The organism is Ktedonobacterales bacterium (genome assembly GCA_036557285.1).
GTDB lineage: Bacteria > Chloroflexota > Ktedonobacteria > Ktedonobacterales > DATBGS01 > DATBHW01.
Map to the genome: position 1 here is coordinate 32504 of DATBHW010000045.1, position 21428 is coordinate 53931.

General features: G+C 58.7%; 18 protein-coding genes and 1 tRNA gene. 9 read left to right on the plus strand and 10 right to left on the minus strand.

What is annotated here, in order from left to right; translation table 11 throughout:
* Nucleotides 1-7 precede the first annotated feature (7 nt).
* Nucleotides 8-3316, plus strand: coding sequence for a type 2 lanthipeptide synthetase LanM family protein (locus tag VH599_13390; protein ID HEY7349302.1), 3309 nt, complete (start codon nt 8-10; stop codon nt 3314-3316).
* Nucleotides 3317-3698: 382 nt separating this feature from the next.
* Here VH599_13390 and VH599_13395 read toward each other — a convergent pair whose 3' ends face one another.
* Both VH599_13395 and VH599_13400 read right to left on the minus strand, forming a co-directional pair.
* Nucleotides 3699-4922 carry a transglycosylase SLT domain-containing protein gene (locus VH599_13395; GenBank protein ID HEY7349303.1) on the minus strand — a complete coding sequence of 408 codons (1224 nt, stop codon included), beginning with the start codon at nt 4920-4922 and terminating at the stop codon, nt 3699-3701.
* A gap of 1136 nt (nt 4923-6058) precedes the next feature.
* Entirely contained in the window at nt 6059-6613 is a 555-nt protein-coding gene (locus VH599_13400; GenBank protein HEY7349304.1) for a hypothetical protein, read from the minus strand.
* Nucleotides 6614-7127: 514 nt separating this feature from the next.
* Between VH599_13400 and VH599_13405 the strand changes: the two genes are divergently transcribed.
* Nucleotides 7128-7304: a hypothetical protein gene (locus VH599_13405; GenBank protein HEY7349305.1), complete on the plus strand. Its 177-nt coding sequence runs from the start codon at nt 7128-7130 to the stop codon at nt 7302-7304.
* Between the two features lie 90 nt (nt 7305-7394).
* Nucleotides 7395-8324, plus strand: coding sequence for a helix-turn-helix domain-containing GNAT family N-acetyltransferase (locus tag VH599_13410; GenBank protein ID HEY7349306.1), 930 nt, complete (start codon nt 7395-7397; stop codon nt 8322-8324).
* A 3-nt stretch (nt 8325-8327) separates the two neighbouring features.
* Here VH599_13410 and VH599_13415 read toward each other — a convergent pair whose 3' ends face one another.
* Both VH599_13415 and VH599_13420 read right to left on the minus strand, forming a co-directional pair.
* Nucleotides 8328-8666, minus strand: coding sequence for a hypothetical protein (locus tag VH599_13415; protein ID HEY7349307.1), 339 nt, complete (start codon nt 8664-8666; stop codon nt 8328-8330).
* Between the two features lie 14 nt (nt 8667-8680).
* The gene (locus VH599_13420; GenBank protein HEY7349308.1) at nt 8681-8980 is read right to left on the minus strand and encodes a hypothetical protein; all 300 of its coding nucleotides are present in this window, start codon (nt 8978-8980) and stop codon (nt 8681-8683) included.
* 254 nt (nt 8981-9234) lie between these two features.
* Between VH599_13420 and VH599_13425 the strand changes: the two genes are divergently transcribed.
* The gene (locus VH599_13425; protein HEY7349309.1) at nt 9235-9927 is read left to right on the plus strand and encodes a hypothetical protein; all 693 of its coding nucleotides are present in this window, start codon (nt 9235-9237) and stop codon (nt 9925-9927) included.
* Between the two features lie 37 nt (nt 9928-9964).
* Here the strand turns inward: VH599_13425 and VH599_13430 are convergent, their stop codons facing one another.
* The 4 genes from VH599_13430 to VH599_13445 form a co-directional block, all read right to left on the minus strand.
* Nucleotides 9965-10339 carry a hypothetical protein gene (locus VH599_13430; GenBank protein HEY7349310.1) on the minus strand — a complete coding sequence of 125 codons (375 nt, stop codon included), beginning with the start codon at nt 10337-10339 and terminating at the stop codon, nt 9965-9967.
* Nucleotides 10340-10676: 337 nt separating this feature from the next.
* A complete protein-coding gene (locus VH599_13435; GenBank protein HEY7349311.1) occupies nt 10677-10805 on the minus strand; it encodes a hypothetical protein in 129 nt (42 codons plus the stop codon).
* Between the two features lie 132 nt (nt 10806-10937).
* On the minus strand, nt 10938-11549 hold the full coding sequence (locus VH599_13440) for a CbrC family protein (GenBank protein ID HEY7349312.1): 612 nt from the start codon (nt 11547-11549) through the stop codon (nt 10938-10940).
* Nucleotides 11550-11772: 223 nt separating this feature from the next.
* Nucleotides 11773-11848 (minus strand) — tRNA-His (locus VH599_13445).
* 78 nt (nt 11849-11926) lie between these two features.
* Here VH599_13445 and VH599_13450 point away from each other — a divergent pair.
* The 3 genes from VH599_13450 to VH599_13460 all read left to right on the plus strand — a co-directional run bounded on the left by VH599_13450 (nt 11927) and on the right by VH599_13460 (nt 15018).
* Entirely contained in the window at nt 11927-12358 is a 432-nt protein-coding gene (locus tag VH599_13450) for a DUF309 domain-containing protein (protein HEY7349313.1), read from the plus strand.
* Nucleotides 12359-12538: 180 nt separating this feature from the next.
* On the plus strand, nt 12539-13909 hold the full coding sequence (locus VH599_13455; GenBank protein HEY7349314.1) for an MFS transporter: 1371 nt from the start codon (nt 12539-12541) through the stop codon (nt 13907-13909).
* 53 nt (nt 13910-13962) lie between these two features.
* Nucleotides 13963-15018, plus strand: a complete 1056-nt coding sequence (locus tag VH599_13460; GenBank protein ID HEY7349315.1) for a P1 family peptidase — start codon at nt 13963-13965, stop codon at nt 15016-15018.
* A 186-nt stretch (nt 15019-15204) separates the two neighbouring features.
* On the opposite strand, the gene VH599_13465 is transcribed toward VH599_13460, so the two are convergent.
* A complete protein-coding gene (locus VH599_13465; GenBank protein ID HEY7349316.1) occupies nt 15205-15531 on the minus strand; it encodes a hypothetical protein in 327 nt (108 codons plus the stop codon).
* 176 nt (nt 15532-15707) lie between these two features.
* On the minus strand, nt 15708-16343 hold the full coding sequence (locus VH599_13470; GenBank protein ID HEY7349317.1) for a CoA pyrophosphatase: 636 nt from the start codon (nt 16341-16343) through the stop codon (nt 15708-15710).
* A 482-nt stretch (nt 16344-16825) separates the two neighbouring features.
* Between VH599_13470 and VH599_13475 the strand changes: the two genes are divergently transcribed.
* Complete coding sequence (locus VH599_13475; GenBank protein HEY7349318.1) at nt 16826-18346, plus strand: S1 RNA-binding domain-containing protein; 1521 nt, start codon at nt 16826-16828, stop codon at nt 18344-18346.
* Nucleotides 18347-18871: 525 nt separating this feature from the next.
* Complete coding sequence (locus VH599_13480) at nt 18872-21394, plus strand: ATP-dependent Clp protease ATP-binding subunit (GenBank protein HEY7349319.1); 2523 nt, start codon at nt 18872-18874, stop codon at nt 21392-21394.
* Nucleotides 21395-21428 lie beyond the last annotated feature (34 nt).

Below are 21428 nucleotides of genomic sequence, written 5' to 3' on the forward strand. Positions count from 1 at the left end.
GGGAATGATGCCAGCCTTATCTCTCGTGCAACCCGCTGTACTCAGCATCATTGCAGCGGCTAGTTCTCTTGATGAACGGCTAGGCGCTGCTTTCGTTTCCGAGAGCAGCGAAGAAAGCCACGAAGTTGTCAACGCGCGCCTTGATACATGGCGCCAGGTCATCGCCAGGGGGAATTGGGATCTGTTTCAGCAGCGTCTGGCCTGGGACGGCCTTGATGTAGAAAAAGTACGGGGCGTTCTTGGCAAGGTACATATGCGTGAGGGCGCAGCCCTTCCCTCCTGGGCAAGCCTGCTGGATGCCGTTTTGAGGCTCGCCATTGCTCCATCTGGTTCGGCTAAGCGCCGCAACCTGGATCACCCTGCTCATCTGCGCTGTCTTGTCCCCAGCGACCCTCTTCCTTTTGAAGAACTCATCACTCCATTCCTTCTCGTAGCCCAGCAGCGGCTGAAGGAACATGCCGGAGCCGCTTACCACCTTTTGAGCTGCGAGGCGCATACCTCCCTCGAACGCCATCTGCTTCAGGAGTTGACTGGCTATGCCGCGCGGGCTTTTCACCTGGAGTTTTCTCTTAAACGTTTCCAGGCGCGTTCTCCTATAACACGCCTGCTGAGTGAGCTTCAAGACTCCGATGATCGCACGCTCTATCAGGACTTCGTTGAACAGATACTTGGCGGGGAACTGATAGAGTTCTTCCAGCACTATCCTGTCCTTGCCCGGCTGCTGGCGAGGGTTACAGAACTCTGGGTCGAAGCCACTGCTGAGTTTCTTGGACGATTGGCGGCTGACTGGGCGAGCATTGAGCAGGTATTGGGGGCTGCCGATGCGTTGGCGCAGGTCGTCAAGATCGAGGCTGCGCTCTCTGACCCGCATCGTGGCAGGCGTAGTGTCCTGGCGCTCACGTTCGCATCAGGCCACAAGCTGGTGTACAAACCCAAGAACCTGGGCATTGAGGTGGCCTATAATCGCCTTCTTGCCTGGATGAATGAGCAGGGTATCTCCCTCCCGTTCAAAATACTCACCGTTATCAACCGGGGAAGCTATGGTTGGGTGGAATTTGTCACGCAGCTGCGCTGCCAGGATGCGGAGGCAGGGCGGCGCTATTATCAGCGGGCGGGGATGTTGTTGTGCCTGATGTATGTGTTGGTGGGAACGGACTGCCATCATAATAATCTGGTTGCTCACGGCGAACATCCGGTGCTGGTGGATATGGAGGCGCTGATGCAGCATCGCGCTTATCTGGAAAGCCTGGATGACGGCGTGCAGGCACAGTTGCTGGCCCAGGAGATGATCGCCGATTCCGTGCTGCATACGGGCTTCTTACCAAGCTGGCAGATAGACAAAAATGGACACCAGGCTTACGATATCAGTGGTCTGCGTGGCCCTGACGAATTGGTGTTCGAGACGATAGCCTCACGTTGGGAACATGTGAATACTGATCGGATGGAACTCAAGTCAAAGCCGATCAAAGTGGAGGCGTCAACTGACTACACCTCACAAAACGGCATCTCGTTGCTCCTGGCCGAACATGGCGAAGACGTCCTTACCGGGTTCGAGCACTGTTATCGGTTCCTGCTGGCTCACCGGGAGTCGCTCCTGAAGCCTGGCAGCCCGCTCTATGATCTGAAGCACCAGCAGCTTCGTCTGATCTACCGCAATACCCAGGTCTATGGTTCGTTGTTGCAGTGCCTGCTCGCCCCTCAGTATCTGCGTGATGGAGCCGACCGGACCATCCAACTGGAGGCGTTGGGATTGGCAGTCATGCCACCCCCAGAAGTTTCCTCGCAGAGACGTCAGTGCTCGCGCTGGTGGCCCATTCTGGCAGAAGAGCAGCAGGCAATGCAGCAAATGGATATTCCATTTTTCAGCACCCGTGCTGACAGCGACAGCCTCATCCTTCTCTCCGGTCAGAGCATCGAGGGCTGTTTCCGGGGGCCGAGTTTCGATCTGGTCATCAGCAGATTGCAGGCACTCTGCGCCGAAGATTTAGAGCGGCAGCTTGGTTTCATCTCCGGCTCGCTCTATGCTTACGTTGCGCGCGATCCGGTAGGGACACCTGTCAGGAGTGATGCCTCCCTCTATGGAGAGCCGGTTGCTGCCGATGAGCAGGTGAAGCCAGAGCGCCTCCTGGCCCATGCCCTGCAACTCGCAGAAACGATTGACCGTCACACCATTCGCGCGAGTGATGGGAGCGCATCCTGGATTGTGCCCCAGTATATGTCCTGGGCAGATCGCTACCAACTTCAACCAGTTGGGTATGACCTCTATTCCGGCGTCTGCGGCATCGCGCTCTTTCTGGCTGCGGTAGAGCGGGTCACTGGTGGCGCTGGCTATCGTGAACTAGCCCTGGGCGCGCTACAACCACTCCGCAAGGCCCTCCATCTGTACGGTTCACGGCTGGCGAAAGAGCTGGGTATTGGTGCAGCCACCGGCCTGGCTTCGGTCGTCTACACCCTGACAGCCATCAGCCAATTGCTCGACGAGCCTGCCCTGTTGGCTGACGCCAGACAAGCGGCTGAGTTGATCACCTTCGAGAGCATTGCTAAAGATGAGGCTCTCGACATTTTTGATGGTTCGGCTGGGGCGCTGCTTGGGTTACTCGCGCTCTATGGCGTGGCACCTGACCAGAGCATCCGGGACCGCGCTGTGGCTTGCGGAGAACGCCTGTTGGAAGCACGGATGTGCAGCCGTTCTGGCTATCGAGCCTGGCCGGGTTTCACTGGCAAGCCACTGACGGGCTTCTCGCACGGGGCTGCCGGGATAACATATGCGTTGCTGCGCCTTTATGCTCTTACCCACAACACCTGCTATCAAGAAGCAGCCGACGAAGGTATTGCCTACGAGGATAGCACCTTCCTGCCAGAGATCAATAACTGGCCGGACCTGCGCTCAGAGGAATCACTGGAATTCCGCGTTGCCTGGTGTCATGGCGCGCCCGGAATCGGCCTGGCACGCCTGGGTGGCCTGCCATCCCTGGATACGGATCAGGTACGCAAAGACATCGAGATTGCCCTGCACAGGACAGAGCAAGAAGGAGTACAAGCCCTGGATCACCTCTGCTGTGGCAATATGGGCCGAGTAGACATCCTGCTCACTGCTGCTCAGCAGCTATCAGACCTTCGGCTTGCGAGGGTTGCCGGGCAGGCTATGGGGCAAATGGTCAGGGGAGCAGAACAAAGGGGCGCGTTTGCGCTGGACCCTTTGTTGCCGAGGCAGGTACAACATTTCGGCTTTTTTCAGGGTACTGCTGGTTTGGGGTATACCCTGCTGCGCGTGGCGTATCCAGGGCAGCTTCCTTCCGTGCTGCTCTGGCAATAAAGCGAGCTTAGAGGCGCATCGGGTGAACACCGCTCGTATCAAAACGCGAATTTTGTTGGCCCCTCGAAGGGTGTTGCCAGTCTTGCAAATCGCGCCCTTGATGATTGGGAAACCGATGCCCTTGCTTCCAGCATTTGACGAAGGCATCCTTTTTCGATGCCCCTCGAAATCAGCAATGCAGCGATCTTGGAGGTATTAGCAGCAGAGCTTTGCCGAATAGGCCGAAATTCTCGTGTTTTTCCAGCGGTGCTCCATTCCCTTCTATAAGAAGACGGCTGCTCAAACTCGTTCGTTTGAGCAGCCGTCTTGTCGTCTCGTCACCTCTTGTTTTACTAAACAATACCCGTCATCGCCAATCAGCTGGTCTTGATCCAGCGGCGTGTCATGGCAGCGGCGCCCCCACCGGCAAGACAGGCGCGGCCAGACCGGTGTAGAGCTTTTTGAACAAGTCAATACTCAACTGGTTGTCCAGGTGAAACGTACTCGAATCGCGCACGATCACGTTGGTCTTGGTAAAGCCAACCACAGTCATCCAATGGCCTTGTGACAAATTGGGCCAGAAGGACCCATCGTTCCAAAAGTCGGCTGCCACCGGATAGCCTGCCTCCACAATCCGTTGCAGATGAGCATAACTCAGGTAGCCGGTACTGGTTCCGTTGAACGAAACGGCATACCACCTGGGGTAGTACTTTGCAAGCAAGGGCACAAAGCCATCTGGGCCATGCAATCCTTGCTTATCAATGCCCATAATGCCAAATTGACGGTAGTACAGCAGATCAAAGAGGATGCCGATCCGCGTTTTCGCGCCATAGGCACGCAAGATGGCGGTCATGGTCGCCGGTCCGCAGGTGTAGCCGTTCCATTCCTCAAACTGCGCCTGGCTATCATAGCCATCAGGCACATACTGTGGCACATCCTCCACGAGCGCGGTGACGGGAAGTTCGGTAGGGGTAGCTTCGCAGCCAAGAATGTTGGGGACGTAATAGAAGGTTTGGTTCGCATCACCAAACCACCAGAGCCATGTCCAGGGGCCACGACTCCAGTTATGTTGGTCTGCCCAGCCCAGCGCCTTTCCGGTGTTGGGCCCGCCTGCGTTATAGGCAGCCAGCGCCAGCCCCCAGGCATAAGCGTTTCGGTTCCCGCCGAAACGCGCGGCAATTGTATGCGACCAGTCCCAGAAGGCGCGCAACGAGTCTAGATCGTAGCGAGCCATCCCATCCAGCGATTGCCAGGGATCCCAGGGATCGATGTGATAGGCAGCGGCCATCGCAGGCATAAACTGCGCAATGCCTATCGCGCCTGCCGGGCTGAGCGCGCTTGGATTAAAACCGCTTTCCTGCTGCACCTGCCAGAGGAGCACCGCCGCTTCGAGATGGTAGCGAGGCGCGATGACGTTCACAAGATAGTCGGCATACTGCTGCTTGCTCCCAGAGGTATCAGGCAACGTAGGGTCGCTATGGCAGTTGGCTGGTCCATAGAAGTATTCCTGAGCCAGCGAAGGACTCTTTCCGGCTGCGAAGGCCAGGTACCCGCCCCCAGAGAGGGCGCTCGTGCCCAATATGAGCAGCAGCACCATCAAGGTGGTCTTGATCCAACGTTGTTTCATGGCATGGGAGCAGCCCAAGTGAGAGGCTGTCTCCAGTGCTCCTTTCTTAAAACGGGTGGGGTCTCCTCACGAGGTGACCCGTTCTGATAACTACGAAAGAAACCGTTCGAGCTGGTCCGTGAGGCCGACTGGCATGTCCCAGGCACTCCTCTCTACCAGCTCTGGCTCCCAGGCTCCGACTTCTCTGGTGTCACGGCAAGCAAAAGACACAGGAGCAGATCGGGACTCAAACCTCCTTTCCAGCACCCCACCTGTAGGATGCTCTGGGCGAGCAGACGCCACCGCTGTTAGCAGACGAGCAGAAAAAAACAAAGACAATGTGGCCCTGCACGCCTTCTGTAGCAGAGGCGCTCTTTGGGACGGCCTCAAGTGAGGTGAGCGTTCATCACTGAGAGAAGGGTACGTGTCCTGGCGTTGTAGCCTCGTGGAGCGGGGACTCAAACGAAAGACCAGAGCAGAAAGGAAAGAGGAGAGGCGCTCATCTCCATACACAAATATAGAACATTAGTTCTACCTTGTCAAGCCCGTCAAAGGCCGTCAAACCCCGTCAAAGGCCGTCAAATTGCGGAGGATCAACAGTGGGTGTCTCCGGCAATGTTGATGATTCTGATGGCGTGCTTCTGTGAGTATTCCCATAACTTTGCCGCTGCGGGAAGCATACCTTGCTGCGGGCATTTGACGAAGGCACTCTATTTCGAGGTCTCTGAAAACCAGAGAGGTAGTGATTTTGACAACACTGGCAGCAGAGCTTTGCCGAAAAGGCAAATTGGCCGCAAAAGCTTACCGAAAGCACTTGCCGTTGCTGTCCCGGATAATATGGAGTGCCTCCCAATCTCGTTGAGAGCTCAGGTCTCATAGATCCTGGGGTGTAGTGGCCCTCAGCGAGTCGTTAGCCAAGGAAGCGCAGGCTGGAAAAATGCAGAGAGCGGCAAAAGTACAAGCTTCAGCGAGCCTTTACTCATAGTTTGGGACACCAACTCATATGATTGGTTACACATATTGAAAGTATCCATTGCGAGGGTGTTTCGGACCTCACTGCTCTGCATCCCTTGGCAAGCATGGGTGGCGCGCAGTCCCCTAGCTTGCGCCAGGCCAAGAGCCGTCGCATGTCGGCGGCCACCCAGAGGCGAGCAGGCTCACGCGAGCAGGAGGGCGACGGACCCGATCACAAACGAGAGCACGGTATAGACGGCCAACATCGTCAGGAACCCGTAGCCCAGCAGCGAAGCTAGACCCCGCCGCGGAGCAGGAAGGCGTCGCTCCAGCTGAGCGACAGCCGCCGCCTCGGCGATCCCCGCCGCTAGGAACAGGGCAGCGAAGAGCGCACTGCCCAGTACCGGGGCGTCTTGGAGTTCTCCCAGGAAGGGCAACACGAAGGGCAGCAGGGCCAGCGCCAGCAGCAGGACCCCGAACGCCACGCCCCTCAGGAGTCCGCCCCCCGGCAGATACCGGCGGATGGCTACGAAGAGGAGGCCCATCAAGATGCCGTCGTAGAGGCCAGTGCGCACCAGGACGAAGGTCGCGGCGGTGAACATGGGGGCTCTTCCCAGCGCCACCGCGATGAGCCGCATGAGAAGTCGAGCGATGATCGCGGCGCCCAAGCCGACCCCCAAGCCCGAGAGCACGCCCACGCCTAGCACCCGCAGGCGCTCGCTCCACCTCCCACGCCAGGCTGCTCGCTGCGAGACCATCCGACGCCTCCTTTCGTCTCGACGCAAGACCAGCGTCTGTCACGGGTCTGTCGGGGTCATCCCCACTATTATAACAGGCAAGAGCGCGACTTGTGGAGGAAGCGGCATGAGGGGCCTACGGGTGGCGTCGAGGAGCACCTGATCAGTGGCCTCTGCACTTCGTCCCGCGTTGCGAAACGCCCGCTGGACTTTGTACAAAGTCCAGCTTAGGCGGGCGCTTTCCCGCCGGGTCACGAGTGAGCACCCAGCGAATGGGCAGAGGTGTGTAGCCAAAGCGATACCACCAGGCCGTGTCACTGCAGTACTCCAGCGTCCGTTGGCCTTGCCCATACCACTCCAAGGTCAGACGCTGCCACTGGGTCTGTGGATCCTGCAGCACACGTTCGAGGGAGGGCAGGCGCGGGCCGACTACGGGCGGTCGTCCCAACGTATGCTTACTGAGGGGTGGCGTGGGCTGGTGGATGACTGAGTCCAGGCGAAACGGGGCAATCAGCGTGATCTGATGACGGGCACAGTGGAGCCCCAACTCCAGAACACTGTAGGCCAGATCGCCCATCAGCTTGATCGGGACCCCTGGCCGCCGGCGCCGGAGCAAGCTGACCAATTGGTGAGCGTGCCTGCCCAGCGTTTTGTGGCGCAGCCCCAACTGCTGTTTGATGTGCTTGCCATCGGATATTATCCATTGCCATGACCACCGTTCCAGGCTCCTTGCATCAGACTAGATTCTCTGACTATAATCAGAGAATGAGCGGTCACTGATTGGACACGACTGGAGGTTGTCATGGACATGTCACTGGTTGAACAGGTTCGCAGCTTCAATCGCACCATGACGGAGCGCGTTGGGGTGTTAAACGACCACTTCCTGGGTCGAAACCATCCACTTGGCGAAGCACGGCTGCTGTGGGAGATCGGAACGAAGGGGGCCAGGATCCGGGAACTGCGAAGTCGGCTTGGGCTCGATTCCGGGTACGTCAGCCGACTCCTGCGTTCGCTCGAGGGGCAAGGCTTGATCATGGTTGGGCCGAGTGAGCACGATGGAAGAGTTCGCCAGGTCCAGCTCACCGAGGCCGGCCTGCATGAGCGCGCTGAACTGGATCATCGTGCCGATGCATTTGCCCGTTCGCTTCTTGAGCCGCTGAACGACCGCCAGCGCGTGAAGCTGGGAGCAGCGATGGCAGAGGTCGAGCGGCTGCTGACCGCATCCATGGTGAACATTGGTGTTGTCGATCCAACAAGCCTGGATGCCAGATCGTGCATCGAGCAATACTTCGCCGAACTCAACCAGCGCTTCGAAGCCGGGTTCGATCCAACTCTCGGTATTTCGGCGCAGCCGCACGAACTCACGCCCCCCAGTGGCCTACTGCTCGTGGCACGTCTGCGAGAGGAGCCAGTTGGCTGTGGCGCTTTGAAGCTTCACGAGCATGCTCCAGGAGAGATCAAGCGAATGTGGGTCGCTCCACGGGCGCGTGGGCTTGGGTTGGGGCGGCGCCTCCTCGAGGCGCTGGAGCGCCAAGCCAGGGAAGCGGGAGTGGCAGTGCTTCACTTGGAAACGAACCACACCCTCATTGAAGCTATCCACCTGTACCGAGACAGCGGATACCAAGAAGTAGAAGCCTTTAACGATGAGCCGTATGCCCACCATTGGTTCGAAAAACGCCTGACAGAGGATGCCGCCGACCGGGGCGATGGTGGGTGTCCCACCTCGCAATGACTCTTAGCGGGAGAACTCGCCTCGATCACGGACCCCGATCACCAACAGGACGGTCCCCGCCACGACCAAGAGGCCCCCACCACAACAGCCGCCAGCGAGCTCACCCGCAGTGAGGTAGCGAGAAAACGTGATGCCGCCCGCGACGAGGAGGATAGCCCCGATCACCAGCCACATCCTGCCCTCCACCGCTGTGCGCTCCAGCAGTGTCCTCTTGGGGAAGGCCCTGGCCCCTTGCCCCATCGCCTCGTCAGGTCGTTCGCGTGCTTCCTGGATAGTCTCGGGGAGCGGCACCGTGAAGCGCCGGACTTGGGGATGGCGTGGAGGCGGTTCTGGTGGGAGCATATATAGCGGCCCGCTCAGATGGGGTAGACGGTGGGCCGCCGTCGCTCAATGCGAAAGAGGGGCGTATCGGTGAGCGGCTCTCCCTCGGGGTCCACGGCAAAGACCGCTCCGTCCCCATTGGCATCTGGAGGAACCAGGGCCACGGGCAACGAGAGGAGATCGGGGTTGTGCTGCTCCAGCCATACCAGCAACTGCTTAGGCCGCCAGTCGTCCCCATCCTGAACCAGCAGATAGCCCTCCCCCAGGTGGGTGATTTCCTCCAAACTGGTCTGCAGCGTCAGGATGCGATAGGTAGAGTGGATGTGTCCCATCATTGAGCCTCCTTTCGAGCTCTGTCTCTCCTTGGCTTATCAATCTGCCACTCTTTTGGAGCGCAATCGGCGTGCCAACTGGCACTGGAAGGGAGCGCTGGCCCAGTCACTCAGCCTACCCCTGGCTCCACGACGAACCTTGCCGAGCTGCCATTCGTTAAATAACGCTTGCTGGTTTTAGCCCTACCCGCGAATGCTGCGACAGGGCGTCACTGTGCTATACTGGAGCAAACGTGTTGTAAAAAGGAAGGTGAAAGATGGATGCTCTACCCATCATTGGAATCGTTCTCAACGGCGCCCTTGCTGTGGTGGCGGTTTTAAGCCTGCGGGACAATCACAAACAGATAAAGGAAGGCAAGGAGCAAGCCAGAATAGCACAGGCGGAAGCGGTAGAGGCACGCCAGGACCAGCACCGTCCGTTGCTTATCTTGCTTCACGGTCAGACAGGAACGAATATCGCGGTTAGCAACGGGCAACTTGACTACAGCCACGCCTCGCAGTACGTCGCCTACAAGAATGTCGGCTCCGGGGTAGCAATAAACATCCAGGGGTGGGTCTATGGGTATATCCCGGAGAATTATTCTTTACAGCTTGCTACACGCTTTCAATTCGAAGCACAGGAACCTTTGCCTAAAGATGGAGAGAAGGGGTACAACGCGCGGTCTAATACTTTACATTTCACCTTTGAGGACAAGATTGGCGACTACAGTTTATTGGCCCCAAAGGGGATGATAGCGCGCGTTACGTTGACCTACCATGACATTTTCAACAGAAAGCATGCAGCGATATTCGACCTTAACCCTGATGGCGGCTGGATAAGCAGAGGCTTTCCCAAGATCGACAAAGACCTTGCGGACCTGGATAAAGAAACAGGCCAGCGGATAGCACAGGCGAATCAAGCCGTGCTTGATGCGGCAGCTCAGCGCCGTGCAATTCAACCGCCAAATTAAGGAGGAGATTAGCTAGCCAAAAAGATGGCGGGTGAATTCACCCGCCATCTTGCTTCTCCTGCTGCGCCAGGTATGCGCGTATCTTGTCTTCCAATGGACCATATATCCATTCGTCAAGCGCCTGTTCCAGCAGCGCCCGCGCCTGGGCAAGTACTTCGCGTTGATACACCACATAGTGGCGAGCATCCTTCAGGTGTTCGCTCGTCATCTCCAGCTCATCGTACACCTCTCGAAGCTGCTGCTCGAGCTCTTCGACAATTACGTCGCGCCCGCCCAAGACTGGCCCGGTTTCGCGCTTCGTGCCGACACCCTTGACCACCGTGCGATAGGCGCCACAATCGGCGCAGTGGTGCTGCTGGGCAGAGACGTACCCGGGAACTCTCTCCCATGCGTGCACATGTTCATCGGCCATTGGCGGCCACCTCGGCTTTCTCTCTTGGGTTGACAAACGCGCGGGTCGCCATCGCTTACCAACCTTTCTACTCGCATCGTCATCCCTGGTTTCTTCTCTTGAACCAATTGCTGATCCAGTTGACCGTGACAGCGGCTCCAGCCAGCATCAGGGCTGCATACAGCATTTCTCGATTGCGCTTATTGAAGTATTTTTCGACGGCGTCCTCTTGCTCAGACGCGAACTGCTCGCTCAGCCGCTTTTCGAGTGCCGCCGCCTTCTCTCTGCACTGGTCTACAGACCAGAGAGGAAGAAGGAAGCCATGATCGCCAACGCTGTGATAATGATAGCAAGCAAGTCAACCAGCAGAGATGTGACATCGAGTCGCGCCCAGGTCTGGCTTCCAAAGCACGGTGATAAGGTCGGCGATGATTGCCCCAATGATACCACCAATAGCCGCAACCAGCAGCACATGCACCTGTTTCAAGTCACACGCCTCCTTTGTAGGCGGCCCAATCTGCAGCGTGCTTGGTAATGCTATACTAGATCTGGCAGCGTGTCCTCTCCTGCATCGCCTGACCCCTTTGTCAGCCGCTCCCGCGAGGGGTCTGCGCTGTTCCTAGTCCGCGTCCCACAAAAGGACCGCCTCGTGGCAGTGCTGGCACTGGAACAGATACACCCCGATGGCGTAAGCCACCTGCCCATCTTCTGGGATATCTGGCCGAACCCCCGGCCAGACTTCTTCCGCGTGGGCCAGCCCTTCCATCCAGAGGGCATGCTCAGCGAAGAAGACCATGCCCCGGCCATCAGGGGCGAGCCGGTTCAACCCGGGTTGCCCTATTTCCTTGAGGAACCGACAATACTCGCCACAGTGGACGGGCCAGAGGAAGTCCTGCCAGGTGACCAGATGGGGTGTCCGCTGTTCGAGTTCTCTGGTCTGTTCTTGTGCCAACACCTGTCGCGTCTGAGAGGTGAGTTCTGGCTGTAGGTGGGCTAGTTGCTGCTCCAGGGCGGCAGTATCTCCCCGATTCGTGAACAGCTCGGCCTCGATGAGTCGCCCGCTGACCAGGCACTCCTCACAGACGAAGGCGACCTCGCGCTTCCCAAAGAAGGGTCCCTCATAGCCAGGAAGGGAGCGATCACATAGCTCACACCTCTGCGGCTCAGGCCGGTAGGTGGAAAACTGATGGGGAAGTGTAAAGTAACGATAGCTTGGGATGCTCGGATTCATTCCAGGACCTTAGCACACGAGCGGCTTATCAAACGATCAGCTTTGTGCAGGATGCTGTTGCTTGACTCAGAAGTATACCCGCTCTTCTTCATTTTATCAACCGAGCCCTGTGCACCGGGCATGATGGAGAGCCAGTTTGTCTGCGCTCTATTGGAAGCACAGTTTGTCCGCAGCGGACAAACTGTAGGTAAAAGTAGGGGGCTTCAGAGGAATACGGGAACGATGGGGTGACCGATGGGGCTCGAACCCACAACCACTGGAGCCACAATCCAGTGCTCTGCCAATTGAGCTACGGTCACCAGGCATGTTTCGCCTTTTTAGTATAGACTACAAATGCCAGGGTTGTCAATAAAGCTAGCAAGGGCAGGAGGAAGCCAATGGCCCAGGAATCGCCAGACCAATCTAGCGCAGTGCCCGGGTGGGACGAAGAGACGACGCCAGCATTGCTTCACGGAATCGAGCAATTCAATCACCGCGAATATTTTGAATGCCATGAAACGCTCGAAGGCATTTGGATCAAGGAGCGCAGGCCCATCCGCACCGTCTACAAGGGTATCCTGCAAGTGGGCGTCGGCTGCTATCACCTGCTGCGCGGCAATTATCGCGGCGCCATTATCAAGCTGGATTCCGGCGCACGCTACCTCGAACCATTTGCCCCGCGCTGCATGCGCGTTGATATTGCCCGGCTTATTGCCGACGCGCGTACCCTCCAGAGCGCCCTCACGCAACTTGGCCCCGAACACTTCCGCGAGGTAGACCTCAGCTTGCTGCCTGTCATTCATTATGATGCCGAGGCGCAGGGCAGATAGCTGATAGCCAATTTGGGTCACTCTTGCTCAGCAGATGTGGCGGCAGGTGAGAGCAGGATCAGGCGCCAGCAAAGCGCAAGCCAGCAAGAAGTTTGACGGCTATGCTATGCTGCAAGCAGTAAATTACTGCCTGGCTCGGCACGACGCTGCCATCTCACCAGGGGAGGACTGCTCGCGCGTATGCAATCCGTATGGAAACGTCTTCGTGGTTCGTATCTCCTAAGCAACCCCGATCTCCTGGTCATCTGCCTGGGAGTCTTCGTCACCTTTCTCGGTATGGGCGTGGTGCTGCCCGTTCGCAATCTCTATGCCGAGCAAACCGGCTCATCTCCAACGGAGATCGGCTGGATGACCGCCGCTTTTTTCGGGGCCACGTTCCTCTTCCTCCTCCCCTGCGGCTGGCTCACTGATCGCTTTGGCAGGAAGCTCATGCTGGCTTCCGGGCTGGGAGTGCATGGCGTCGTTGCGATCCTCTATCTGTTCTTCACCAGTCCCTGGGCTTTTATCGGCCTGCGCTTCGTGGAAGGTATCGGCGCGGCGGGCCTGATTCCTGCTGCCCGCGCCTACCTGGGCGATGTCACTCCCCCGGAACGTCGGGGCGAAGCGTATGGCGCGTTCAGCGCCGCCATCAGCGTTGGCCTGCTGATTGGCCCCGGTCTTGGTTCGGAGTTGGCTCTCTTTGGCTATCCGGCCCCGTTTCTCGCCAGCTCTGCTATGGCCTTTACCGTCGTGGCCCTCAGCTTGCTGCGGGTAGATGATACGCGCGTCAAAGACCACCTCTCCGCCGAAGCTGCCAAAATGAGCGTCAGCTTGTTCGATCAGCGCCTCCTGAAGCTCAACCTCTGGGGGCCAATGGCCCTCACCTTTGGCCGCAATATCGCCCTGGGTCTCTTCAACGTGCTCTGGAGCATCTGGATGCACGATCTGGCCGTCAAGCAAGGTCTTTCCGAAACCGCCGCGCTCTCATTGATTGGTCTGAGCTATACGTGCTTTGCCCTGCCGCAGCTTTTCCTCCAACCGCTTGCCGGACGCTTTGCTGACCGACACAAACGGGCGCTGCTCATCTTGATTCCAGGGCTGCTGCTGGGGGTCGTCTACACCATCTATGGGCTGCTGACCAGCCTGCCCCTCATCTGCCTCTTCGCCTTTGCTGAGGGTACACTCGTCAGCTTCTTTCAACCGGCGACTGACAGTTACCTCATAGATGTTTCGCCAGAAGAGGCTCGCGGACTCATTCAGGGCCTCTTTTATGCGATTGGTATGGTGGGTGGCTTCGCCAGCGCCATCATCACCCCCACGCTTTATAGACCTGGCGGAATACATCGCGTGTCCCCCTTTATCTTCCTGGCGATTACCACCCTCATAACGACTTTCATCGGTTCGGCGATTGTGGCGCGCTTCGACCCGCGCAAGAAATGGCGGCCCAAAATCACCCCTATCCTGACAGACATGGCGACCATCTACAGCGGCCACGCGCCGACCTTGAACGGGTCATATCATATGGCTCTGCCAGAAGAAGACCCGTCCTCCGAACTGCTGACGAGCAATTAACCACGGGCTGGCTGCATTGGCTGCCCAGGCAGACCCACGAGAGAGGTTTCATCATGCACGACGATATTACTGACATCCCTGGCCTGCGCGTGGGGCACGATACCAACCTTGAAGCAGGCACCGGTTGCACCGTCGTTCTCTGCGACTGGCCTATGGTTGGTGGGGTTGATGTGCGCGGCGGCGCACCAGCCACCCGCGAGACTGACCTGCTGCGCCCTCATTACATGGTACAAGAAGTACATGGCGTCGTGCTGACGGGGGGCAGCGCCTATGGGCTGGATGTCGCCAGCGGCGTCATGCGCTACCTGGAAGCGCAGGGCGTGGGCTATGCGGCTGGTGAGTCGCTTGTCCCCATCGTCCCAGCGGCAGCGTTGCTCGATCTCGGCCTGGGACGCGCCGACATTCGGCCCGATGCCGCCGCTGGCGAACGCGCCTGCCAGGCAGCCGCCAACGGACCCGTCGCGCAGGGCAACGTGGGCGCTGGAACGGGGGCCACCGTTGGCAAGTTTTTGGGTTTCACCCAGGCCATGAAAGGCGGCCTGGGCAGCGCCAGCGCCAGCCTGCCGTCTGGCACGCTGATGGGCGCGCTCGTCGCCGTCAATGCGGGCGGCGATGTACGCGACCCGGAGACACAGCGCATCCTCGCTGGCGCGCGCCATCCCTCCGGCCAGGGCTTTCTTTTCGACAGCCCGTCGGTCATTACCACACCGACCCAACCGGATGCCGCATCAGCCCCGTCAGGCGGCGCGCCCATGTCAGATTCCCCCTTTGGCACATCGCCGCTGGCAAACACCACTATCGCCGTCGTCGCCACCAACGCCCGGCTGACCAAAACCGACGCGAACATCATCGCCCGCATGGCGCATGACGGGTTGGCGCTGGCAATTCGCCCGGTTCACACGCCCTTTGACGGCGACACCATCTTTGCGCTGGGTACAGGTCGTCCGGCGCAAGACGCCAGAGCCATGCCGCTGGACCCCATAGAACTCAGTATGCTGGGCGCGGCAGCCGTACAGACGCTCGCGCGTGCTATCGTCAAGGCGATCCAGGCGGCAGAATCCTTGCATGGCATCCCCGCCGCGCGCGATCTGGCGCGCCAGGGTGCATAAGCCAGATCGAAAGAGGGCTTTAGCAGGTTTGACAGGCGCTGTATGCATCAGAGGTTGGCCGTTTCAAGCAACAACAGACCCCGACCGCAGCGGGTTTACCCGCGCGGCTCATCAGCTACCCATCTTTTGCCAGCGTTTATCGTGTTGTTACGTCCGCAGCAGCCCTCCTCTTTAGCCTGAGCGTACCTATCTTCGCCATGCGCCATCGGGCGCAATCAGCCGGAAGCCTTTCCTCGTGCCGCACAGAAAAGAAGCAGATGAGGCCAGTGGGGGAGGACGCCGCCCAGCGGAGGGGCGGATGTCGGCAAAGAAGACGCCGACAACCTGTGCGCAGCAGGAGAGGGCGACTAAGAAAAGCGCAGCCGAAAGCGCAAGGCGAAGAACGCCTATGGAGGATCGTGTCGTGCGACCACCTGCGACTGAGCCAACCCAGCCTGCCAGCGAAACCGGGCCAGTGGGGGCGGCAAACGGAAAGCGCGGCAGGTGGGCGCTGCAATCAGAGCGGGTAGCCACAAGAGCAACCTTTTCTTCGCTAGGCAGTCGCACGACACAAAGACACGCTACAAAGACAAGAGCAGGAGCAGCATGATCATTGCGTGGCATTGTGGGGGCACGCCACGGCAAAAATGCGTGCTCTGTTACAAGTGACGGACAACAAGCCAGCCAGTAACAGAAAGGTGACGAAACGTTCAGCCTGTTCCATGCTCTTTATCTTCGAGCGGCGCATCCCGCCGCAAAAGCTCCAGAAGGGCAACCAGCATGCGCGCCGTAGCGCCCCAGATGCGGTTGGGACCGTAATCGAAGAAATAGACCGTATGGGGCTGACCTGCGCGCACCCACTCTTCGGCGTGGAAGATAGCTGGATCGGCCAGGTCGGCCAGCGGCGCTTCAATTACCTCCGCTACCTCTTCAGGATTGAGACGCAAGAGGCCAGGGCCGCTGGGCAACAACCCCACAAACGGCACAATCGTAAAATTGCTCACCACCGTTACCACCGGCTCCAGCGTTCCCAGGAGCGCCACCCGTTCTGGAGCCAGGCCAATCTCCTCCTCGGCCTCGCGCAGAGCAGTATGCTCTAGCGCCCCATCCGTCGGCTCATATGAGCCGCCAGGAAACGAAATCTCACCCCGATGGGCGTTCAACGTTGCCGCCCTGCGCGTAAAAAGCATATGGGGGCGACCATCGCGCAGATACACGGGCGCCAGGACTGCTGCAATGCGCTGGCCTCCTGGCGCCCCCACCGGGACAGCGCCTGAGAGCGGCGCCAGCGTTCGCCGCAGGCGCCGCACAATGGTCTCAAGATCAGCGGAAAACAGGGATGACATGGGCGCTACTCGTTCTCTTCGCTCCTCGCTCTGCCTTCCTCACTCCACCGGAAGCACTCGACCATCAGTATAACATAGCCAGAACGTGTAGTATGAATCTTGTCACAGTTGTCTTGTGACGGGGGGTAGCACTTGCATAATAGCGCGGTGATCGGGTATAATACAGATACATAAGTGGGGGCACTACATAGAGGAGACTCGCGCCGGGCCGTGAGTGTTGCAGTTTGTTCTCAAAGGTGAGAGCTTACGCGCCTGTAGGCTCTTTTTTCGTTCCTGTGTTGCTTCGCCTGTACAAAAGAGCATATCACCTCCTTTCGGTTCGCGGTCAGCCTGTCTGTCTCCCCCGCTTATTCGCCTACGCACAGTCGCGCTTCACTTCGTAACGTCCAGGCGTGAGGGTTCCTCTCCCCGCGCTCCTGTACGCCGAGCGCCCGCGCGGCGGCCACGGCAAAACAGCGAAATGAGGGGGTGTAGACAAACCCATGTATCAAGAGGAGCATTTTGATCCCTCGACGCAGGCAACATCCAATTTCCTCGACGAGCGATCACAAAGGATGGACTTCGGCGGCGCCGACTTCAACGGGACCGACACCGAGGGCAGCGAGGGTGAGAGCAACCCGATGGCCGAGCTGCTCAAAGAGCCAGCCCACTCGCTGCGCAGTGTCAAACGGGGGGATGTCGTTGATGGGAAGATTGTGCGCAAAGACCCCGAAGAAATCCTCGTGGACATCGGCCTGAAATCAGAAGGTGTGCTTTCCACCAAAGAACTGCCCGCCACCGGCTACGGTTCCTTCGATGAACTCAACATCGACGACGAGGTGCTGGTGTACGTGATGCAGCCAGAAACCCCGGAAGGCCATGCCATCGTCTCGCTCAAACGCGCCCGCATGGAGCGTCAGTGGCGCATCGCCCAGGAACAATATGAGCGCGGCGATCTGCTGGAGGCGAAGGTCATTGACTTTAACAAGGGTGGCCTGATCGTTGATCTGGACGGCATTCGCGGCTTCGTGCCTATCTCGCAGATCCTCAACCTCAAGCGCGAAGATACTGCCGACAGCGCCGAAACCAACGCCAAATTGCAGACGATGGTGGGCCGCTCGCTTCAACTGAAGATCATCGAGATCAACCGCAACCGCAACCGGCTTATTCTTTCGGAGCGGCTGGCTGTTCAGGAATGGCGCACCAAGCGGCGCGAAGAACTCTTGAATGAGTTGCAGGTTGGCGAAGTGCGCAAGGGAACGGTGAGCAATCTAGCGAACTTCGGCGCTTTTGTCGATCTGGGCGGCGCCGATGGCCTGGTTCACATCTCCCAGCTTGCCTGGAGCCGGGTCAACCACCCCAGCGAAGTGCTGCACGTCGGCCAGGAAGTCGAGGTACAGGTGCTGGGTGTTGATAAAGAGAAAAAGAAGATCGCGCTCTCGATCAAGCGCGCCGAAGTGGACCCCTGGACCACCGTGGAACAGCGTTACCAGGTCGGCCAACTGGTCAAGGGCATCGTCACCAAGATCGCCCCGTTCGGCGCGTTCGCCCGTATCGAGGATGGCGTCGAGGGTCTGATCCATCTGTCAGAACTGCTGCCGGGTCAAGACCCCAAAACGGCGCTGCACGAGGGCCAGGAACTGACGCTGCGCATTCTGCGCATCGAAAGCGAGCGCCGACGCCTGGGCCTGAGCGTGCGCCAGGCCGCTGAGCCGGACCAGGAGCAGCCTGCTGAAGCAGCGATTCCTGCTGGCGAAGAAGGCCAGCCGAGCGAACTCGCCGCTCAGCCAGAGCAGCCGACAGAAGAGACGCCAGCGCGAGAACCAGGGAAACGAGCAGCGCGCGAGAAGCCCGCAGAGGCTCCCAAAGCGGTAGAGAGCGCCGAAGAACTGACAGCGATGGCGGCAGCGTTCCACGCGGCTCGCCAGAACCGCGAACGTGAGGACACGGAAGAGCAGGAGGCGCCGTCGCCGCCAGTCGTTCCGCCAGAGGAACCAGGCCAGGAAGTTGGCAGAGAACAGTAATATCTCGCTGGCTGCTGGAAGAGGCAGCCAGCAGCCCTCAGATGAGGGCTGTGAGCAACCGTTCGGCCTCCTCCGCAGCCTATTGATGGGCTGCGGAGGAGGCCGCTCGATCTTCTCAGCCAGGCAAGCGCCAGATTTTCTGATGGCGTATTTCCTGCGCTCTAACACCTGCGAACAGCATCGGTGTGAACAGGCTCATCTGCCCGATCAGAAAAGTTTGCTATAATGAGAATACCATCTATCCAGAACACGTCAGCGATCTCTTGCAGTGTGATCTATCTGTCACCAATGTACGTAAGAGATGAAGAGGAGGATTTTTTTCCCAACGACAGGGCGGGTCTGCCGCATTCATCGCTCGCTCGCATGATAGGGTTGCTGGCCCCGCGTGGAACCAGCAAATAAGCGGCACGACGATGGATACAACGCTTGACGCTCGCCCGCGCGTATTGTATCATGAAACTGTGGTCTACCTGAGCTATCAGAGGGCACGGTTTCTCCCTCTGCCTTGAAAGGGGGGTGACACAGGTGAACGACCGCGAACGTTTTGACAAATTCACTGAGCGAGCCAGAAAGGTTCTCAGTCTCGCCCAGGAAGAAGCCCAGCGCTTCAACCACAACTATATCGGCACCGAGCATTTGCTCCTTGGCCTCGTCCGCGAGGGCGAGGGGGTTGCCGCCAAGGTTCTGAGCAACCTCGGCGTAGAACTCAACAAAGTTCGCAGCGCCGTCGAGTTTATCATAGGCCGGGGGGATCGCATTGTCCTGGGAGAGATTGGCCTGACCCCACGCGCCAAGAAGGTCATCGAACTGGCGGTTGATGAAGCCCGCCGCCTGAACCATCACTACATCGGCACCGAACACCTGCTGCTGGGGTTGGTGCGCGAAGGCGAAGGCATTGCCGCCGGAGTGCTGGAGAGCCTGGGCGTCAACCTGGAAAAGGTACGCACTCAGACCATCCAGGTACTCAGCCAGGCCAGCAGCCCACATGGGCATACCGATCCCAAGCACTCCAAAACGCCCACCATTGACCAGATGGGCATGGACCTGACGGCTGCGGCGCGCGCCGGAAAACTGGACCCCATCATCGGGCGCGAAAAAGAGATTGAGCGCGTGATTCAAATCCTCTCGCGGCGCCTGAAGAACAACCCCGCCCTCATTGGCGAGCCGGGTGTTGGGAAAACTGCCATTGCCGAAGGGCTGGCTCAGAAGATCATTGCGGGCGAAGTCCCTGAGACACTCGCTGGCAAGCGATTGCTCACCCTGGATGTGGGTTCGCTGGTCGCGGGCACCAAGTATCGCGGCGAATTTGAAGAGCGACTCAAGAAAATCATCGAGGAGATTCGCAGCAGCGGCGACTGCATTATTTTCATTGACGAACTGCATACGCTAGTCGGCGCAGGCGCGGCAGAAGGGGCGGTGGACGCGGCCAATATTTTGAAGCCGGCCCTCTCTCGCGGCGAACTCCAGTGCATCGGCGCCACCACGCTTGATGAATATCGCAAGTATATCGAGCGTGACCAGGCTCTGCAACGGCGCTTCCAGGAAGTCATGGTGCGCGAATCTACCGTTGAGGAAACCATTGACATCCTCAAAGGTATCCGCGAAAAGTACGAGCAACATCATCGCCTGACCATCTCCGACGCGGCCATCAAAGCCTCCGCCGAAATGGCAAGCCGCTATATCACCGACCGCTTCCTGCCTGACAAGGCTATTGACCTGGTTGACGAGGCTGCCAGCCGTGTTCGCATGCAGCGTTCCCTAGCTCCCCTCAACCTCAAAGAAGCCATGAAGGGACTGGAGGCCGTCCTCACTGAAAAGGAGTCTGCCATCCAGCAGCAGGAATACGAACTGGCGGCGGAACTGCGTGACCGCGAGGTCAAGCTGCGTGACCGTATCGCCAAGCTCGAATCCGGCTGGCACAAAGAGCAAGGCAACGAGAAACCCGTTGTTGGCGAAGAGGATATTGCCCAGATCGTCTCGATGTGGACAGGTATCCCCGTCATGCGCATCGCCCAGGAAGAGTCGGTCCGGCTGCTCCAAATGGAAGAAGCGTTGCACAAGCGTATCATTGGACAGCAGGAGCCAATCGACATCATCAGCAAGGCTGTGCGCCGCGCGAGGGCTGGCCTGAAAGACCCCAAGCGCCCCATTGGTTCATTTATCTTCATGGGGCCAACCGGCGTCGGCAAGACCGAGCTGGCGAAGGCGCTGGCCGAGTTTATGTTTGGCAGCGAAGACGCCCTTATCAAGATCGATATGTCTGAGTTCATGGAGCGCCACGCGGCAGCCCGTCTCGTGGGCGCGCCTCCGGGCTATGTCGGCTACGAAGAGGGCGGCCAGTTAACTGAGGCGGTACGCCGCAAGTCCTACAGCGTCATCTTGCTCGATGAGATCGAGAAGGCGCACCCGGATGTCTTCAATATGCTCCTCCAGATTTTGGAGGATGGCAAGCTGACCGACGCAAAGGGTCGCACAGTGGATTTCCGCAACACCATTGTGATAATGACCTCCAACGTCGGCGCCAGCGAAATGAACAAAGCCGCGTCCATCGGCTTCGCGCAAGGCAAGGATAAAGCCAAAGCCGCGCAGCAGGAATACGAGCGCATGAAGGATAAGGTCTTGAGCGAACTCAAGAACACCTTCAAGCCCGAATTCCTGAACCGTATTGACGCGATCATTGTCTTCCACTCCCTCAAGCAAGAGGAAGTGCGCCAGATCGTTGATTTGATGCTGGCTCGCGTGCGTGTGCAGCTCACCGAGCAGCAGGTCGAGCTGATCGTGTCCGACGACACCAAGGATTTCCTGGTGACAAAGGGCTTCGACCCGCAGTTTGGCGCTCGCCCGCTGCGCCGGACCATTCAGAACATGGTAGAAGACCCTCTGGCCGAGGGTCTGCTCCAGGGGAAGTTTAAGCCCGGTGACGTGGTGGAAGCGCTGGTCATTGATGGCGTGCTGGTACTCGAACCCCGCCGCCCATTGGAGGCTTTGCCGCCCCCGCCACCGGAGGCCGCGCTTTCGGCTGGTGAAGCGGCAGGCGAAAGTCTATAACGTGTAGGGCCTGGGCCAGTTCGTTCCAACGTTC

What these genes read in the sequence shown, in the direction of transcription:
- VH599_13460 (HEY7349315.1), top strand. Translation starts at nt 13,963, where the DNA reads ATGCACGACGATATTACTGACATCCCTGGCCTGCGCGTGGGGCACGAT.
- VH599_13410 (HEY7349306.1), top strand. Translation starts at nt 7,395, where the DNA reads ATGGACATGTCACTGGTTGAACAGGTTCGCAGCTTCAATCGCACCATG.
- VH599_13390 (HEY7349302.1), top strand. Translation starts at nt 8, where the DNA reads ATGCCAGCCTTATCTCTCGTGCAACCCGCTGTACTCAGCATCATTGCA.
- VH599_13400 (HEY7349304.1), bottom strand. Translation starts at nt 6,613, where the DNA reads ATGGTCTCGCAGCGAGCAGCCTGGCGTGGGAGGTGGAGCGAGCGCCTG.
- VH599_13475 (HEY7349318.1), top strand. Translation starts at nt 16,826, where the DNA reads ATGTATCAAGAGGAGCATTTTGATCCCTCGACGCAGGCAACATCCAAT.
- VH599_13415 (HEY7349307.1), bottom strand. Translation starts at nt 8,666, where the DNA reads ATGCTCCCACCAGAACCGCCTCCACGCCATCCCCAAGTCCGGCGCTTC.
- VH599_13440 (HEY7349312.1), bottom strand. Translation starts at nt 11,549, where the DNA reads ATGAATCCGAGCATCCCAAGCTATCGTTACTTTACACTTCCCCATCAG.
- VH599_13470 (HEY7349317.1), bottom strand. Translation starts at nt 16,343, where the DNA reads ATGTCATCCCTGTTTTCCGCTGATCTTGAGACCATTGTGCGGCGCCTG.
- VH599_13420 (HEY7349308.1), bottom strand. Translation starts at nt 8,980, where the DNA reads ATGATGGGACACATCCACTCTACCTATCGCATCCTGACGCTGCAGACC.
- VH599_13450 (HEY7349313.1), top strand. Translation starts at nt 11,927, where the DNA reads ATGGCCCAGGAATCGCCAGACCAATCTAGCGCAGTGCCCGGGTGGGAC.
- VH599_13395 (HEY7349303.1), bottom strand. Translation starts at nt 4,922, where the DNA reads ATGAAACAACGTTGGATCAAGACCACCTTGATGGTGCTGCTGCTCATA.
- VH599_13425 (HEY7349309.1), top strand. Translation starts at nt 9,235, where the DNA reads ATGGATGCTCTACCCATCATTGGAATCGTTCTCAACGGCGCCCTTGCT.
- VH599_13455 (HEY7349314.1), top strand. Translation starts at nt 12,539, where the DNA reads ATGCAATCCGTATGGAAACGTCTTCGTGGTTCGTATCTCCTAAGCAAC.
- VH599_13430 (HEY7349310.1), bottom strand. Translation starts at nt 10,339, where the DNA reads ATGGCCGATGAACATGTGCACGCATGGGAGAGAGTTCCCGGGTACGTC.